This is a genomic window from Paracoccus sp. SJTW-4 (assembly GCF_047716885.1).
GTDB classification, from domain to species: domain Bacteria; phylum Pseudomonadota; class Alphaproteobacteria; order Rhodobacterales; family Rhodobacteraceae; genus Paracoccus; species Paracoccus solventivorans.
On the sequence record NZ_CP136681.1, the window covers coordinates 2945001 to 2960934 of the forward strand.

Genomic DNA, 15934 nt, shown 5'->3' on the forward strand with positions numbered 1-15934 from the left:
AGCCATGTGCAGGCTGAAGGTTGGGTAACACCAACTGGAGGGCCGAACCGACACCCGTTGAAAAGGGTCCGGATGACGTGTGGCTAGGGGTGAAAGGCCAATCAAATCTGGAGATAGCTGGTTCTCCGCGAAAGCTATTTAGGTAGCGCGTCGATTGTATTCTCCCGGGGGTAGAGCACTGCATGGATGATGGGGGCCCACAGCCTTACTGAGTCTAAGCAAACTCCGAATACCGGGAAGAACTGATCGGCAGACACACGGCGGGTGCTAACGTCCGTCGTGGAGAGGGAAACAACCCTGACCAACAGCTAAGGCCCCCAATTCGTGGCTAAGTGGGAAAGCATGTGGGATTTCCAAAACAACCAGGAGGTTGGCTTAGAAGCAGCCATCCTTTAAAGATAGCGTAACAGCTCACTGGTCTAGACAAGAGATCCTGCGGCGAAGATGTAACGGGGCTCAAGCCACGAGCCGAAGCTTTGGGTGCACGTATGTGCGCGGTAGCGGAGCGTTCTGTGATATGGAACGCTGCCTCTTCAGCATCGCAAGATGCTGCGGAGGCAATGTTCTGACTGTGAAGCCGGGCTGTAAGGCATCCGGTGGAGTGATCAGAAGCGAGAATGTTGACATGAGTAGCGACAAACAGGGTGAGAGACCCTGTCGCCGAAAGTCCAAGGGTTCCTGCTTAAAGCTAATCTGAGCAGGGTAAGCCGGCCCCTAAGGCGAGGCCGAAAGGCGTAGTCGATGGGAACCAGGTTAATATTCCTGGGCCAGGAGATGGTGACGGATCCTCAGGGTTGTTCGATCTTAACGGATTGATCGGGCAGCTGCGGGGTCCCTGGAAATAGCCCTCCATGAGACCGTACCCGAAACCGACACAGGTGGACTGGTAGAGAATACCAAGGCGCTTGAGAGAACCACGTTTAAGGAACTCGGCAAAATACCTCCGTAAGTTCGCGAGAAGGAGGCCCGGTTGTCGCGCAAGCGGTGGCCGGGGGCACAAACCAGGGGGTGGCGACTGTTTACTTAAAACACAGGGCTGTGCGAAGCCGCAAGGCGACGTATACAGTCTGACGCCTGCCCGGTGCCGGAAGGTTAAAAGGAGGGGTGCAAGCCCTGAATTGAAGCCCCGGTAAACGGCGGCCGTAACTATAACGGTCCTAAGGTAGCGAAATTCCTTGTCGGGTAAGTTCCGACCTGCACGAATGGCGTAACGATCTCCCCGCTGTCTCAAACGTGGACTCAGCGAAATTGAACTGTGTGTGAAGATGCACACTTCCCGCGGTTAGACGGAAAGACCCCATGCACCTTTACTATAGCTTCGCACTGGCATCAGGATTGTGATGTGCAGGATAGGTGGTAGGCTTTGAAACCGGGACGCCAGTTCCGGCGGAGCCTCCCTTGAGATACCACCCTTCGCACTCTTGATGTCTAACCGCGGTCCGTTATCCGGATCCGGGACCCTGCGTGGTGGGTAGTTTGACTGGGGCGGTCGCCTCCCAAAGAGTAACGGAGGCGCGCGAAGGTTGGCTCAGAGCGGTCGGAAATCGCTCGTTGAGTGCAATGGCAGAAGCCAGCCTGACTGCAAGACTGACAAGTCGAGCAGAGTCGAAAGACGGCCATAGTGATCCGGTGGTCCCGAGTGGAAGGGCCATCGCTCAACGGATAAAAGGTACGCTGGGGATAACAGGCTGATGATGCCCAAGAGTCCATATCGACGGCATCGTTTGGCACCTCGATGTCGGCTCATCTCATCCTGGGGCTGGAGCAGGTCCCAAGGGTACGGCTGTTCGCCGTTTAAAGAGGTACGTGAGCTGGGTTTAGAACGTCGTGAGACAGTTCGGTCCCTATCTGCCGTGGGTGTAGGATACTTGAGAGGAGTTGCCCCTAGTACGAGAGGACCGGGGTGAACGTTCCACTGGTGGACCTGTTGTCGTGCCAACGGCACAGCAGGGTAGCTATGAACGGACAGGATAAACGCTGAAGGCATCTAAGCGTGAAGCCCCCCTCAAAACAAGGTATCCCTTGAGAGCCGTGGAAGACCACCACGTCGATAGGCCAGAGGTGTAAGCGCAGCAATGCGTTCAGCTGACTGGTACTAATGGCTCGATTGGCTTGATTTGATCCGGAAGAAGACAGTCCGTCTTCTCCAAAGCATCCTTGGACAACACCTGCCCCGAAAGGGGCAACGCTGAGCGTTTCTTCCCCGGTCTGGTGGCCATAGCACGAGCGAAACACCCGATCCCATCCCGAACTCGGCCGTTAAGCGCCGTCGCGCCAATGGTACTGCGTCTCAAGACGTGGGAGAGTAGGTCACCGCCAGACCTGGAAAGAAACGCAAGTCTCTCTGAAACGATGACCACACCCCCGCAGCCCAGATCCAGCGGGGACCGCTGCACAAACGCAGCAACAGTCGCGGGGTAGAGCAGCCCGGTAGCTCGTCAGGCTCATAACCTGAAGGCCGCAGGTTCAAATCCTGCCCCCGCAACCATCTTTACTTGCGATCCACCCCGCTCTCCGGCGGGGTTTTTGCGTTGCGCGGAAAGCGTAAGGATTCCGGCCAGATCGCCTTGGACGTCGATCTCGATCCGGTCCTCTCCCGGCGTCAGCACGATCCGGTCGATCAGCGAGCGGATGATCTCCGCCGCCTCGATGCGCTGAGCCTCGTCGTCGCCTTGCAGCGTCTCGTAGAGCTGCTGGACCCGTGCCCGGTATTGCAGCGCCATCGAGGGATGCAGCAGGGGCGGGGGCTCGTCGGCATTGGCGAGGAAGTCCTGCAGTTCCACCTTGCGGGCGCGCAGCTTGTCGCCGCGCTCCTTCACCGCCTCGATCGAGATGGCGTCCCGCATGTAGAGATCCATCAGCTTCTCCTCCTCGCGGGCGATCCGCTTCAGCTCGGCCTCGGCCTTGTCGATGCCGGCGCCGCTTTCCATGCGCAGCCGGTTGGTCTCCCTCGTATAGGCGTCGCAGAACTCGGCGAAGAGATCGGGATCGACAAGGCGGGTGCGCAGCGCGTTCAATACCCGCGCCTCCAGCTCGTCGCGACGGATGTTCATCCGGTTATCGCAGGTGCCCTTGTTGCGCGCCGTCGAGCAGCCGATCAGGTCCTTCGAGATCGCCGAATAGCCGCCGCCGCAACAGGCGCACTTCGTCAGTCCCGAGAACAGGTATTTGGGGCGGCGGCGATGATTCACCGTGCGGACATCGGCGACGCCGCGCGCGTCGCGGGCAGCGGTATTGCCCTTCTGCCGTGCCTTCACGGCGCTCCAGAGGCCGTCGTCGAGGATGCGCAGTTCCGGCACCTCCTGAATGACCCAGTCCTCTTCCGGATTGAGCCGGGCCTGGCGCTTGCCGGTATCGGGATCCTTGACGAAGCGTTGCCGGTTCCAGACGAGCCTGCCGACATACATCTCGTTGTTGAGGATGCCGTTGCCGCGCCGCGGGTTGCCGTTGATGGTGCTGAAGCCCCAGTCGCCGCCCGAGGGGGCGGGGATGCCGTCCCTGTTCAGGGCGACGGCGATGGCCTTGGCCGATTTGCCGGCCGCGTAGTCGCGGAAGATCCGGCGCACCACCTCGGCCTGCACCGCGTTGATCATCCGGTCGCCGCGGATCGGCTCGCCATCACCATCGAACTTCTTGACCACGTCGTAGCCGTAGGAATTGCCGCCGCCGGATTTACCGGCCTCGACGCGGCCGCGCTGGCCGCGCCGGGTCTTGTCGGCCAGGTCCTTGAGGAACAGCGCGTTCATCGTGCCCTTCAGCCCGACATGCAGCTCGCTGATCTCGCCCTCGGAGAGCGTGAACATCTTCACATCGGCATAGCGCATGCGCTTGTAGATGCCGGCGATATCCTCCTGGTCGCGGCTGATCCGGTCCAGCGCCTCGGCAAGCACCAGGTCGAAGCGGCCGCGCGTCGAATCCACGACCAGCGCCTGGATGCCGGGGCGTTGGATCATGCTGGCGCCGGAGATGGAATGGTCGGAATATTCCTCGACCACCGTCCAGCCCTCCTTCTCGGCGCGCAGCCGGCACATGCGGAACTGGTCGGCGATGGACGCATCGCGCTGCTGGTCGGAGGAATAGCGGGCGTAGACGGCAACCTTCATGGCGGCTCTCCCTGTCGGATCAGGAGGCGCCGGGTTCCCTGGTCTTTTTCTGCGCCTCGAAATTGTCCCTGGCGGCCTGCCTGCCCAGCAGGCGCACCAGTCTGACGAGGCGCGGGTCGGGATTGCCGCGGGGCGTGAAGCCGAGTTCCGGCTCGCCGAGCAGCAGGGCGTCGAGCAGCGCCTCGCGTTCGCTCCGCGTCATCGTGGCCTGGGTTCGGGAAGCTGGCAAGGACATAATCGCCAGCATCGGCGCCGAAATCAGCATAAGCAATGGAAATCGCTATGGAATAATCGGTGGCGAATGGTGCTGAGGAGGATGCGGCAGGGCAGGGTGGCGTAGAGCAGCGCGCTCCAGCGTCGTGCAATGACTTGCCGGAATCCGGGATCAGCGCAACCGATGCCGGCGCCAGACCTCGATCATCCAGCCCAGCATCACCGCATTGAGGACATGCCACAGAAAATGCGTGCCGAAGGGCAGGGCATCGCACAGAGGCTGGTCGAGCGTGCGGAAGGTCAGCGAGACGATCAGGATCCCGGCGCCGATGGCGAGGCCGCGCGCCGTGTCCGGCAGGCGTCTGCGCAGCAGCACCGCATAGATCAGGATCAGCAATGGCACCGGCGCATAGCTGGACGAGGAGCCGAGGCCGGGGATCATCGAAAACAGCGGCACCGTAGCGGCGGCATAGGGAATGAAGCCGACCGTCACCAGGGCGGCGATCCAGGGACGCGCTCCGAAATAGTCGCGGGTGGCGGCGAAGACATAGAACAGGATGAAGGCGACGATGGGCAGCACATCCATCAGCCCGGTCAGCCGGTTGGCATGGGTGTGGAACAGCCAGGAGCCGATGCCGATCACGAACAGCGCCGCCGCCAGCACCCGGCCCATCGCCATGCCCGGCCCCCTCAGCCGCGGCCACAGGACCAGGGCGGCGATCAGGAAGGCCAGGTTGGTCAGCGCATTGATCGGCTCGGACCAGTAGTCGGGGCCGGTCCGTTCGCAATAGGCGTCGACAGGGGCAAGCCAGTTCATCGGAATGACCCCACAGTCGTCAACTTCTGGTAAGATCGCAGCATCTGGGTGAACCGTCCCCACCACTCAGGTTGCAAGAATAGTCTCGAAATGCCGAGATTTTTCGGGGTCGAACCAGATGCACCCTATGTTTGCAGGGGCGACCTGGCAATATGAAGAAAAACGGGGTTCCACATGCCACCTGAAAATGCGCAGTATCTTCTCGATCTTCCCTTGGGCACACTCGCTGCACTTGCCAGCGGCTATCTCGGCTACAGGATAGCATATACGGGGAAAGACACGAAACATGGGCCTCTGGACGTTGTTTTTATCACCTTAGTGTTCAGCTTTATTGCCAAGTCAATTATTGCTATAATCGCGACTGAAGATGCTGGCGCCCTTCGAACGGTTGCGGCTTTCGTTGTTGCGATCACATCCGCGATTGGCGCTGCTTGTGCCTGGCGGAAATGGCTTGCGGATGAGACGTTCGAAGTTTTGCGGACTATGGGGGTTTCGGCGTCCGACAGATGCACGACAGCTTGGGAGTCCATGCTGCACAGAAGCCGCAGCCCGCAGCGGCTCGTAGTTCGCAAAAAGAACGGTGATCGCGTTATGACATTCAATTTGGCGGATTTTTCTAATGCGCCTCTCGGAACATGTCTTCTGGGGGAGGATGGCTCGGTAGGAATGTACGTAACCGACATCATGCCGCGCGAAAAAACGGAGTGGGAAACCCGGGAGGTGTTCGACTCGGCAAGGCCTGATTGGGGTTATGACATGACCTTTATTCCAGCCTCTGAGATAGCGGAGGTCAGGATCAGCCTTCATGATGCCGCGTCTCTCAAGGCAGGGAAGCGCTATCAGGAAGCCTTTCAGAGGAAGGAGCCTATCCTTTCGGCTTCGGCGGAGGCGAAGAACTCGGCTTCTGCGACACCGGCTGCTCCGACTTGATGATTTTTTGCATCTGACGTTTCACTCTTTGGGTTTGGGCTTGGTTTCTACGGGCCTCAATTCCGCCGTGCGCTGGACGGAACCCAATACCCTGTCCGAGTCGTTATCGTTTATCCGAACCCCCAGCTGTCGTTCCACTTGCTGTCCGGTTGTCTCAGGTTTCTTCTTGTCAGTCACAATATTATCCTTTCGGCTTCGGTGGAGGGAATGAGGCAAGTTTGGTAGCTGTCGGCTGTTGTGAATTTCCGACCTTAACTTTCGACATTCCTTACTTCCCTACAATACGTAACCTTTTGCCTGCTAATCTTCACTACAACCGCTAGGCAGACTGAACGGTCAGCTTGTGCCGCCTTCGCCGATTTTGACGTCGACGGCGGTCCGCGCCTCGATCATCACTTTGGCTGTTGCAGCGACTTTCGCTTGCAGATCAATCCGAACCTCCGGTGCCTCCAGGGTAACGACGAGGGCGTAGCGAGCCTTGTCGAGATAGCGATGCAGGCTTGCGCGATCTCGCCACCATCCCATGACAGGATAAATGCATAGCTGATTGCGCGAGGCCAACTCTACGGCTGTGCCGGACCAGATGTCCATATGAAGCGAGCCGGCGGCAACCGCCCTTTCTCCGAAAAGCCATCCCTCGTCGGCTTCATCGCTCCCCGGCCGAGTGCCCATCGCCGCGTTCCTGCGTCGTTGAAATATCGATTCGGTTTCACGTTTACGCTTGAGGTCGAAACGAAGGCCGAATGATCGATAACGGGCCGGATCAAGCATCGAGCCGGCCAACGGATAGGGTTCGACGAAATAGGAAAGTGTCACCTTGAGTTTGACGGGGCTGTTCTCGAGTTCTTCGAGAACCTCGGTAGGCCAAGGCAGATCGTAATAATGGGCCTTTCCATAGCCGATGGGGCCGGTGGGCTGGTTGCGTCTGGTTCGCCCGGGCCGGTCATAGGGCTGGATATCGGCCTGTGCGACAAGAGCGAGGTCGTTCGAAGCCGAGGCCAGAGCGCGTGGGAGGTCGGGTAATCCGTAGCCAAACCGACGCCGCAGCGCCTTCCGGCCTGTCATGCCCTGTGCCGCTTCGATCTCGGCTAACATGTTTGGTGTCCAACGCGCGCTATGAACCATAAGCGCACGCACGGTTTCCGGCCAGTAGTCTGGATGCTCGGCCATGATCCGCGCGGCCATGCGAGAAGCTTGCGCCGTCGCCGCGCTGGTCGCGTAAAATGGCATGAGCGCGTCTCCGGCACCGCCCTTGCCGGTGGACACAACTGACAAGGAAGGCATCGCATCGGTGACCTGATCCTGAGCACCATTCTTCGCCCGGTTTCCAGCTTCGAATACGATCTCGGGCTTGATCGGCAGAGTCCCGTCTGGCCAGGCGCAGGAGGTGCGGCTGTAAGGGCTCAGATCGCCAACATCGGCACATGCCGACCACTCGGCCTGATCCCTCGGCTCTATGGCGTCTTTGAATGTGACGCCGCCGACGCCAAGCGCGTTCCATGCTTGCGAGGGATCTTCGCCTGGGTGAAGGTCGGCATCCGCAATCGAGCTCCAATCGGGAGAATGCGCGACATTCCCGATGGCCTGGATGAAAAGGCGACGTGGGGGTTCTTCGGCTTCGGCGGCATCCGCACCTGCGGCAAGCCTGTCTATAGCCGCGCTCCAGCGCGTAGGTCTGTCTCCTACACGACCGTCGTTCGTGACCGCCGAACAGATGACGCGTTCCCGATCAGGATTGCTGGTTTCGGCGAGGGCAACGGCTTGCTGAATGATCGCACCGTAGTTCGCAGGACCATTCTGGGCCATCGCGTCGGGAGGCAGAACCTTCACGCTCTCAAGCCGATGTCGCAGTTCTGGCGTGGAACTGTCCGCTAATATGCCGGTCAGGTCCCCGTGCAACGCCAGCCCGGCCATAGCCGTGCCATGTCCGGGGCGATGGTGATCATCCACACCCCATCTCGGGTCAATCGCTTGGGTCTCGGCTGGCGACAGTGCGGGCTCAATCAGCGGATGTGCGCGATTTACGCCTGTGTCGAGGACGCAAACCGCAGGAACATCGGCGCCTGGCCAGATGATGCGGCCGGCAAGATCCTCGACGAGACCGTCCTGATCGCGGCGGGGCAGATCGACGAGGACAGCCGGATCATCGGTGGCGTGACCAAGTTCGGCGAGACCCGGCGCACCGATATCCAGGATCAACTGGATCTGTTCGCGTGTTGCGTGGACGGGCACGATGACGACATCGGGAAACTTGCTCCACCGATCGTCCGGTGCGATCTGCATCCCAAGAGCACGCGCCAGGTCGCAAACATCGTCGACGAAGTCTTCCCAGCACCAGAGCGCCCACCAGGACGGCGGAGAACCGGTTCCAGGCAAGGTTGCGGGAACCTCGCGCCAGAGGTCTTCCAACCGTGCCGGCTGGAATTTTTCGATCGGCTCCATGCGCAATGCCAGAGGCGGCTTATCCGTCTCTGTCAGTTTCCCCGACCAGTATTGATTGATCGCGTGGGTGAGCTTGTTACGCGCTTCTTCGTCGGGGACGTAGAGAACCAGCGTACGGTCTTCGCCGTCGTCCCGGACCAGTTCGGCACTCTGCCGCGTCCCCTCTCTGGCGCGTGCAACGTCAAAATCCTTCGGGGCCTTAGGATGTAGCTCTACCGTGATAAACGCGCCCTGAGAGGGCTCGATGCCCTCTGGGAGCTGTTCACGCGGGGGACGACGGTCGTCGGCCGCCTGTAATGAGGCTGCGAGGCCAGCGCTCAGCCGGGCGCCATGCTGATCGCGGTTCCGTGCATAGACCCGCTGGATGTTTGGCTGATGGGCTGTGTAGGTCCGGTCAGTCAGAAGAGAAGTAATGTCAATGTGACCGCGATCATAATCAGGCAAGTGTCAGCGCTCGTCTTCAGGATTGGAAGCGAAAACCTCACGCATTTCTTGGCGTGCATTGATCTGCTGAAGGAGATCGTCGGTCGTCACGCTGTCGCTTTCCGACAGGAGCGCCGCTTTTGCGGCCTCGTCGGCAGCCCGCGCCAGTTCCGCCTGGCTAAGCCCTCCGGCAGCGGCAACGACGCGCTTCCATGCTATCCGGGGATACTTCATCGGCCTGAGGTGGCTGCCGATCACCTCCCGGATTTCGTCCGCGGAGGGCATCTCGAAGCGCAACACCTCATCGAACCGCCTCTGGAGTGCCGGATCCAGCAGCTCGGCATGGTTGGTCGCAGCGAGGATCAGGCTGTCGGTGGATGCAGGCTCTTCCATGAACTGCAGGAAGCTGTTGAGTACCCGACGCATCTCGCCCACATCGTTCGTGGCTGCGCGTCGGCCGCCGATCGCGTCGAACTCGTCGAACAGATACACTCCGCGGCGGCGGATGGTCTCGTCGAAGACGAGGCGAAGCTTGGCCGAAGTTTCACCCATATATCGCGTGATCAGAGCTTCGAGGCGGACGACGAGGAATGGCAGCCGCAACTGACCGGCCAGCGCTTCCGCCGTCATCGTTTTGCCCGAACCGGGCGGGCCGGCGAAGAGAAGCCGACGCGAAGGAAGCCGATTTCCCTCGCGGAGCCAGGTTCTTCGTTCTTGTTGCAGGACGACCCGGTCCAGGCGGTCGCGTAGCCGTTTGGAGAGCACGACATCGGAGAGGCGAAGCGTCGGTTCTCGAAGATCGAGCAGCCCCTCGAGTTCGCCACGGGGGCGTGCAAGCGCGACATGGACGGTCGGTCGGTCACGTCTCGACTGGCGCAAAGCCTCCACGGCGGCGCGGATCTGCTCCGCGCTCGTCCGGTGGCCCTGTCGAGCCTCGCCAGCCGCGACCTGTAAGGCGATAGCCAGGAACTGGTCCTCATCGCCTTCCGCGCGGCTGCGCAGCATCGACAAAATTTGCTTTGTGTTCGACATTATGCTCCGCGCGACCTCCGATACGGAGAATAGGTGAAACATGGAAGGTTGCCAATCGCGCAGACGAGCTCGGAGAGGACATAATATGCCCAGATGCTGAAGGGCGCCGTAAAGTATCGCTTCGTCATGGACATCTCCACCATGGCCAGTTGAAAGGATCCGCAGATGAAGATCGCCCGCGCGGGCGCCACGCCCTCGACCGCCGGCCCGGCCGACTGGTTCACTGGCACCGTCCGCATCGACCCGCTGTTCGCGGCCGAGGCGCCGGGCCGCGCCGCCGGCGCCCATGTCACCTTCGAGCCCGGCGCGCGCACCGCGTGGCACACGCATCCCGCCGGCCAGACCCTGATCGTCACCTTCGGCCGCGGCCGGGTGCAGCGCGAGGGCGGCCCGGTCGAGGAGATCCGCCAGGGCGACGTGGTCTGGTTCCCGGCCGGCGAGAAGCACTGGCACGGCGCCGCCCCCGACACCGCCATGAGCCATATCGCCATCCAGGAAGCCATCGACGGATCGGCCGTCACCTGGATGGAGAAGGTCTCGGATCAGGATTACAGTGGGTGATGGGTCCGATTGACGCAGGCCATACATGTGCGAAGGTGGAGACCCGCACAGTAAACGCGAGGGCCGATTGCCGATGCTGAGCCGACGGGCCTTTTCGACCGCTCTTCTGACCGCACTGGCCGCCCCGCTCGTCGGCCGGGCGGCCGCTCAGGCCGCAAGCGAGATAGGTTCACTCGCCAAGGATCTGCCTCAGCTTCATGCGATCATGGTGCAACGCGGCGAGGATATCGTCCTCGCGCAGGCCTTTCGCGGCCCCGGCCTCGACAGCGTCGCGAATATCAAGTCCTGTTCGAAAAGCATCGTCGCGCTGCTTGCCGGCAGCGCGATCGCGCGTGGGGCGATCGCATCCGTGGATGCGACGCTGGGTGCGGTCGCGCCCTCGATCATTCCATCGGACGCGACCCCCGGCGTTGCGGACCTGACCATCGAGGATCTGGTGACCCTGCGCGCCGGCCTTGAGGGGACCTCGGGCGGCAATTACGGCGCCTGGGTCAATTCCGGCAATTGGGTCGCCTTTGCCCTGCGGCGGCCGATGGTCGCCAGGCCGGGCACCCGCATGATCTATTCCACCGGCATCACCCATATCCTCGGCGCGGCCCTTGCGGTCACGACGGGCGAGAGCCTGCTTGAACAGGCGCGCGCGGTTCTTGGCCGCCCTCTGGACATCGAGATCCCCGCCTGGACCCGCGATCCGCAGGGCTTCTATTTTGGTGGCAACGAGATGGCACTGACGCCGCGCGCCATGCTGCGCATCGCCGTTCTCATGCGGGACGGCGGACGGTTCGAGGGCCGGCAGGTCATTCCGGCTGACTGGGTGCGGGCCTCGGTCCGGCCCCATACCCGGTCACCCTATTCGGGGCTGGATTACGGCTATGGCTGGTTCCTGAGCGATAGCGGCTTCATCATCGCCCGCGGCTATGGCGGCCAGATCATCGCCGCGCATCCCGAACGCGATCTGGCTGTCGCCATCACCTCGGACCCGAATGCGCCTGCCCGGTCGGACGGGCATTTCGGGCGTCTGATGGACCTGCTCGAAGGGCCGCTGCTTGCGGCGGCCTGACCGACGGTTGGCGAGGGAAGCGCTTGAGGTGAGGCTGTCGCGAGGCACCGCGAAGGGCTTGATCTGGAAGAACCGGGGACGCGACCTCGGCAACTGCCAGGACTGACGGAAACGTCCGTGACGGGTGCTCCGGTGGAAGATTCATCGTGCCTGCGGGCATCCGGCGGCTTGTCGCAGGCCATTGGCCATTTCCGGCAGAGAACCGCATAGTCTTCGCTGCTCTTCGCCTGTGCGCTTGACCCATCGGCGGGTGTTGGGAATGCTGTTTTTCGCAGCAACGGCGTAGTGAACCCTGGTCGCAGGCGGAGCGTATCATCATCTGGCAGCCTGTCGTGAACGATCCCTGAACCCTTCGGTCTGGAGGCTTCCATGACGCTGATCCTGCTCGCCATCATGCTCGCCGCCGCGCTTTGTGTGATCGCCTGGTATCTGGCCATATGGGCTCTGCCGGTGATGGTCGCGGTCGAGACATTCCGTCTCATTCACGCGACGGAGACGGGGTTCCTGCTCTCGGCCTTCGCCGCAGTTACCGCAGCGCTGCTGTCGGTTGGCATGGTGCTTCTGGTGCTGTTCAAGGCGAAGAACCCGATTCTCTGCCTGCTGGCGCGGGCCGTCTTCGTGATTCCGGCGATGATCGCCGGATATGCCGTCGTCCATGGCGTCACCCATGGCGCCATCGACTCCGTCATCGCGCTGAAACTGCTCTGCGGCATCGCCGGGCTGGTCACCGGCATCGCCGCGCTGATGAACCTGAATGGCTTCGGAGAACTGGCGCCACAAGCCTGATATTGACGGTCATTCCCGCCAGCAGCTCCCTGTCCTGTCGCATTGAGGCATTGTGATCCGCGCGCCGGCGCGGATCGCGTCTGCCCAGAAGCCGGGCTGGGGCTTCGACCGGGCCTTGCCCGGCTCACCCCTGACCCGACGGTTTTCCTGTCTCAAGGATTTGTCCGCCACGCATCCGCCTGTCTGGCCGTCAAAGGGCAGGCGCCGCCCGAGGGCGTCGTCGGGGCGCAGGGCCGTGTCCTCGCCTGCGGCTGCGGGCCGCCCCACCCCTGCGCCCCGACCCATGACCGCCAGCCATGCGGCCGCGGGTCGGGCTGCGCCCTCTCCGCTCTGCCTTGGGGGAAACATGCGTTTCCCGAAGTCAGACCGGCGAGGCGCGGCCCATCGGCGGATCAGGGCAAAGGCCGTCCGCCCCGAACCCGAAAGGACAGAGACATGACCGGCAAAGCAACCACCCCCCGCAACCTCGTCATCAATGCCGATTGCATCGAGGCGATGCAGGCTTTCAACACCGGCTCGGTGGATTTCATCCTCACCGATCCGCCCTATGTGACCCGGTTCCGCGACCGGCAGGGCCGCACCGTCGCCAATGACGACAACGCCCACTGGCTGCGCCCGGCCTTCGCCCAGATGCACCGGGTCCTGAAGCAGGGCGGTTTCTGCGTCAGTTTCTACGGCTGGAACAAAGTCGATCTGTTCGTTGAAGCGTGGAAGGCGGCGGGCTTCCGCATCGTCGGGCATCTGGTGTTCCGCAAGCGTTACGCCTCCTCGGCCCGTTTCCTGCGCTACGAGCACGAACAGGCCTATCTGCTGGCGAAGGGCGATCCCGCGCTTCCCGCCCGTCCGGTGTCCGACGTGCTGGACTTCCCCTATACCGGGAACAAACTGCACCCGACGCAAAAGCCGGTGGCGGCGCTGCGCAGACTGATCGGGGCGTTCACCCAGCCCGGCGATCTGGTTCTGGACCCGTTCACTGGCAGCGGTTCCACGCTGGCGGCGGCGCATCTGCTGGGCCGCGACTGGCTCGGCGTAGAGCTGGACGTGGCGCATTACCAGACCGCCGGCCGGCGGATGGCGGCCCTGCAAGAGCGGGACCGGAAGGCGGCGGCATAGGCCAGTCCTGCGACCCAAGCGCCCGTCCACGCGGCGGGCGCCACACCCCCACAGCTTCAATGAAAGGATTGCGACATGCGTTGGATTGTCACGAAGGACCATCACGGCGGTTGCATCGGACTCGGCGAGGACGCCGACGGCGTTCCCGCACGCGGCAAGCCGGAAGATGGCGACGCGCTGCCGGTGGAGTTCCGGCTTTACACCGCGCGCGGCAGGCTGCTGTTCGAAGGCCGTTGCGGCGACATAGAAGCCGACTGGTGGCACGGCATGGAGCCGCTGCTTTATGCCTGGGCCACGTTCCGCTGCCGCCGCTTGACCTGGCGCCCCGCCGGGGCAGATGAACCTTGGCGCCCGCTGCGCCCGTAGGCAAGACGCCACAGCCCCAAACCTCACGGCCGCCGGGCCATCGGATCGGCGGCCGTCGCGCGCGGGGTCCACGAGCGGCACCGAAAAAATCGCGCTCGCCGGGCATGGCCCGGCTCGCGAAGGCAGGGCGCAGAAATTGGCGGATGCGCATATAGCTGACGCGACAGGCACGAACGGCGCGGCATGATCCGGTCGGGCGGAGACGCCGGATATCGGAGCCCGGCCGGATCATGCCGGAGGCGGTACGAGGTGCGGCCCCTGTAGCGCATGGATTCCGGTGCTGGTAAGCACGGGCATGTTCGAGATTCGCACCTCCACCGATCAGGATACGGCCCGGGTCATGGACATCTGGCGCAGGGCTGTCGATGCCACCCATGACTTTCTCGCGCCGCATGACCGCGCCGCGATCGAGGACGAGCTTTCGATCTTCCTCCCGCGGGTGCGCCTGTCGCTCGCCGTCGATCGCACCGACAATCCGCTGGGCTTCATGTTTTTGCACGAAGGCCATCTGGAGGCCCTTTTCATCGATCCGGATCATCATGGCCGAGGCATGGGAACCGCGCTCATCCGTGCCGCGCTCGCCGATCATCCGGGCCTGACGACCGATGTGAACGAACAGAACCCCGAAGCGCTCGGGTTCTATGAGCGTATCGGCTTCGAGCGCACCGGCCGCTCGCCCTGCGACGGGCAAGGAAGACCCTATCCGCTGATCCATCTTCGCTATCGGCCGCCGGCCTGGCGGCAGATCATCCCGTAGCGCGATTGGGCCGCTGCGGGCGCCCGCGATCTGCCCCACCCACGGGACAACCCGGCGGCTGGAACCGCCGGGCTCTCGGACTTCCCGTTCAGGAGGGGATGTCATCGCCAATGAAACGGCCCTCGTCTTCGTTGGTCCCGGCCCGCCGCACCCGGCACGGCAATCCCACATCTGCAATGATCCCGCTGCCATACCGGTCCCTGCCGTCCGCATCCTGCCATTTCGTGCCATGAATGCCCGCCGCGATGCGACCGACTTCCTGCCGGACTCGCAATAGTGCCGAACGGTCCAACCCAGAGCCGAGGCAACGGCAGCCATGCCATTCCGCGCCCCCGGCCCGACAGCCCGATCCTTCCCGCCCCGAACGACCCCGACCTTCCGGCGGCGGACGCAAGGCTGACCAGCCAGGGGAAGCGAAGCGGCACCGCCGCGGGTGGTGCCGGTCCCAGGGGCTTTGCCGACAGGACGGCACCGGCAAGGACGCCGCCGTTCTGCGATCTGTCCCCGTCATGCCCCCCGGACGAACCAATCCCTCCGCCTGTCCGAGCCCCTAACTCCGTGCGGTTTTCACCAACAACCCCCAAGGCTCCGGACCGTGTTGCCGCGCGGGGCGCGGCTGCCCGCCCCACTCCGAAGCCTTGCGGGCAAGCTGCCGCCCAGGGGCGTCAGTTGCAGGTGCCTCCCGACGGACTTGGCCGGGTCTCGTCGGAGGGAATGGTCCCTCCGGTGAAGCAACGGAGACAGACAATGCAGAACATCGTCATCCTCGCCGGTACCGTCCGCCAGGCCCCTGAAACCCGCACCACCCGCACCGGCACCGATATCACCCGCTTCAAGCTGGTCACCTCGCGCCCGCGCTATTCGGAAGGCCGCGTCGTGCGGGACGAGAAGGGCTATCGGGTCGAGGACGCGGAATGGCACCGCGTCGTCGCCTTCGACGGCCTGGGCCGGACCATCCGGCAATATTGCGAGTCCGGCACGAAGGTCCTGGTGCGCGGCCGCATCCACTACACGAAATGGCAGGATGCGGAAGGCCAGGACCGCTACGGCTGCGAGATCGTCGCCGAGACGGTGGATTTCCTGAGCCGGGCGCCGCAGTCCGAGACCGACGACGAGGAGGAGGGCCGGTTCATCGACGAAGACGACATCCCCTCCTGAGCGGGAGGCCGGAGGCCCGGCGGTTCCAGCCGCCGGGTTTTCCCATGTCCGCTGCGGATCGCGCCGGCAAGAGAAGGCTTCCCCGTCCGGATCGACCGGTCGGGAAGCCTCCGGCGGGGTCACCCCTCCGGGCCTCCCCGGTCAGAAATGTCTCCTTTCGGTCTCTGTCGTCC

The 15934-nt window shown here is 62.9% G+C and carries 13 protein-coding genes, 1 tRNA gene and 2 rRNA genes (1 of these 16 running past the window's edge); 11 read left to right on the top strand and 5 right to left on the bottom strand.

The features are described from left to right. From RSP45_RS14415 to RSP45_RS14425, 3 genes are all read left to right on the top strand, one after another. Positions 1–2120, top strand: a 23S ribosomal RNA gene (locus tag RSP45_RS14415) (it extends 710 nt beyond the left edge of the window). 87 nt (positions 2121–2207) lie between these two features. Further along, positions 2208–2322, top strand: a 5S ribosomal RNA gene (rrf, locus tag RSP45_RS14420). Positions 2323–2411: 89 nt separating this feature from the next. Further along, a tRNA-Met gene (locus RSP45_RS14425) sits at positions 2412–2488 on the top strand. On the opposite strand, the gene RSP45_RS14430 is transcribed toward RSP45_RS14425, so the two are convergent. From RSP45_RS14430 to RSP45_RS14440, 3 genes are all read right to left on the bottom strand, one after another. Next, a complete protein-coding gene (locus RSP45_RS14430; protein WP_415394082.1) occupies positions 2445–4103 on the bottom strand; it encodes a recombinase family protein in 1659 nt (552 codons plus the stop codon). The genes RSP45_RS14425 and RSP45_RS14430 overlap by 44 nt on opposite strands. Positions 4104–4122: 19 nt before the next feature. After that, a complete protein-coding gene (locus RSP45_RS14435) occupies positions 4123–4368 on the bottom strand; it encodes a hypothetical protein (RefSeq protein ID WP_415392456.1) in 246 nt (81 codons plus the stop codon). Positions 4369–4488: 120 nt separating this feature from the next. Beyond that, positions 4489–5133 carry a ceramidase domain-containing protein gene (locus RSP45_RS14440; RefSeq protein ID WP_415392457.1) on the bottom strand — a complete coding sequence of 215 codons (645 nt, stop codon included), beginning with the start codon at positions 5131–5133 and terminating at the stop codon, positions 4489–4491. Between the two features lie 174 nt (positions 5134–5307). Between RSP45_RS14440 and RSP45_RS14445 the strand changes: the two genes are divergently transcribed. Then, positions 5308–6063: a hypothetical protein gene (locus tag RSP45_RS14445; protein ID WP_415392458.1), complete on the top strand. Its 756-nt coding sequence runs from the start codon at positions 5308–5310 to the stop codon at positions 6061–6063. 336 nt (positions 6064–6399) lie between these two features. Here RSP45_RS14445 and RSP45_RS14450 read toward each other — a convergent pair whose 3' ends face one another. Beyond that, positions 6400–8949: a S8 family peptidase gene (locus RSP45_RS14450; RefSeq protein ID WP_415392459.1), complete on the bottom strand. Its 2550-nt coding sequence runs from the start codon at positions 8947–8949 to the stop codon at positions 6400–6402. A gap of 3 nt (positions 8950–8952) precedes the next feature. Next, positions 8953–9960 carry an AAA family ATPase gene (locus tag RSP45_RS14455; protein ID WP_415392460.1) on the bottom strand — a complete coding sequence of 336 codons (1008 nt, stop codon included), beginning with the start codon at positions 9958–9960 and terminating at the stop codon, positions 8953–8955. A 165-nt stretch (positions 9961–10125) separates the two neighbouring features. On the opposite strand from RSP45_RS14455, the gene RSP45_RS14460 reads away from it, so the two are divergent. From RSP45_RS14460 to RSP45_RS14490, 7 genes are all read left to right on the top strand, one after another. After that, entirely contained in the window at positions 10126–10521 is a 396-nt protein-coding gene (locus RSP45_RS14460) for a cupin domain-containing protein (protein ID WP_415392461.1), read from the top strand. Between the two features lie 73 nt (positions 10522–10594). Further along, positions 10595–11581 carry a serine hydrolase domain-containing protein gene (locus RSP45_RS14465; RefSeq protein WP_415392462.1) on the top strand — a complete coding sequence of 329 codons (987 nt, stop codon included), beginning with the start codon at positions 10595–10597 and terminating at the stop codon, positions 11579–11581. A gap of 369 nt (positions 11582–11950) precedes the next feature. Further along, positions 11951–12367 carry a hypothetical protein gene (locus RSP45_RS14470; RefSeq protein ID WP_415392463.1) on the top strand — a complete coding sequence of 139 codons (417 nt, stop codon included), beginning with the start codon at positions 11951–11953 and terminating at the stop codon, positions 12365–12367. Positions 12368–12802: 435 nt separating this feature from the next. Then, entirely contained in the window at positions 12803–13480 is a 678-nt protein-coding gene (locus RSP45_RS14475; protein ID WP_415392464.1) for a DNA methyltransferase, read from the top strand. A 75-nt stretch (positions 13481–13555) separates the two neighbouring features. Beyond that, entirely contained in the window at positions 13556–13846 is a 291-nt protein-coding gene (locus tag RSP45_RS14480; RefSeq protein WP_415392465.1) for a hypothetical protein, read from the top strand. Between the two features lie 295 nt (positions 13847–14141). Beyond that, positions 14142–14603 (top strand): acetyltransferase, encoded by a 462-nt coding sequence (locus tag RSP45_RS14485; RefSeq protein WP_415392466.1) that lies wholly within the window; start codon positions 14142–14144, stop codon positions 14601–14603. 747 nt (positions 14604–15350) lie between these two features. Then, complete coding sequence (locus RSP45_RS14490) at positions 15351–15761, top strand: single-stranded DNA-binding protein (protein ID WP_415392467.1); 411 nt, start codon at positions 15351–15353, stop codon at positions 15759–15761. Positions 15762–15934 lie beyond the last annotated feature (173 nt).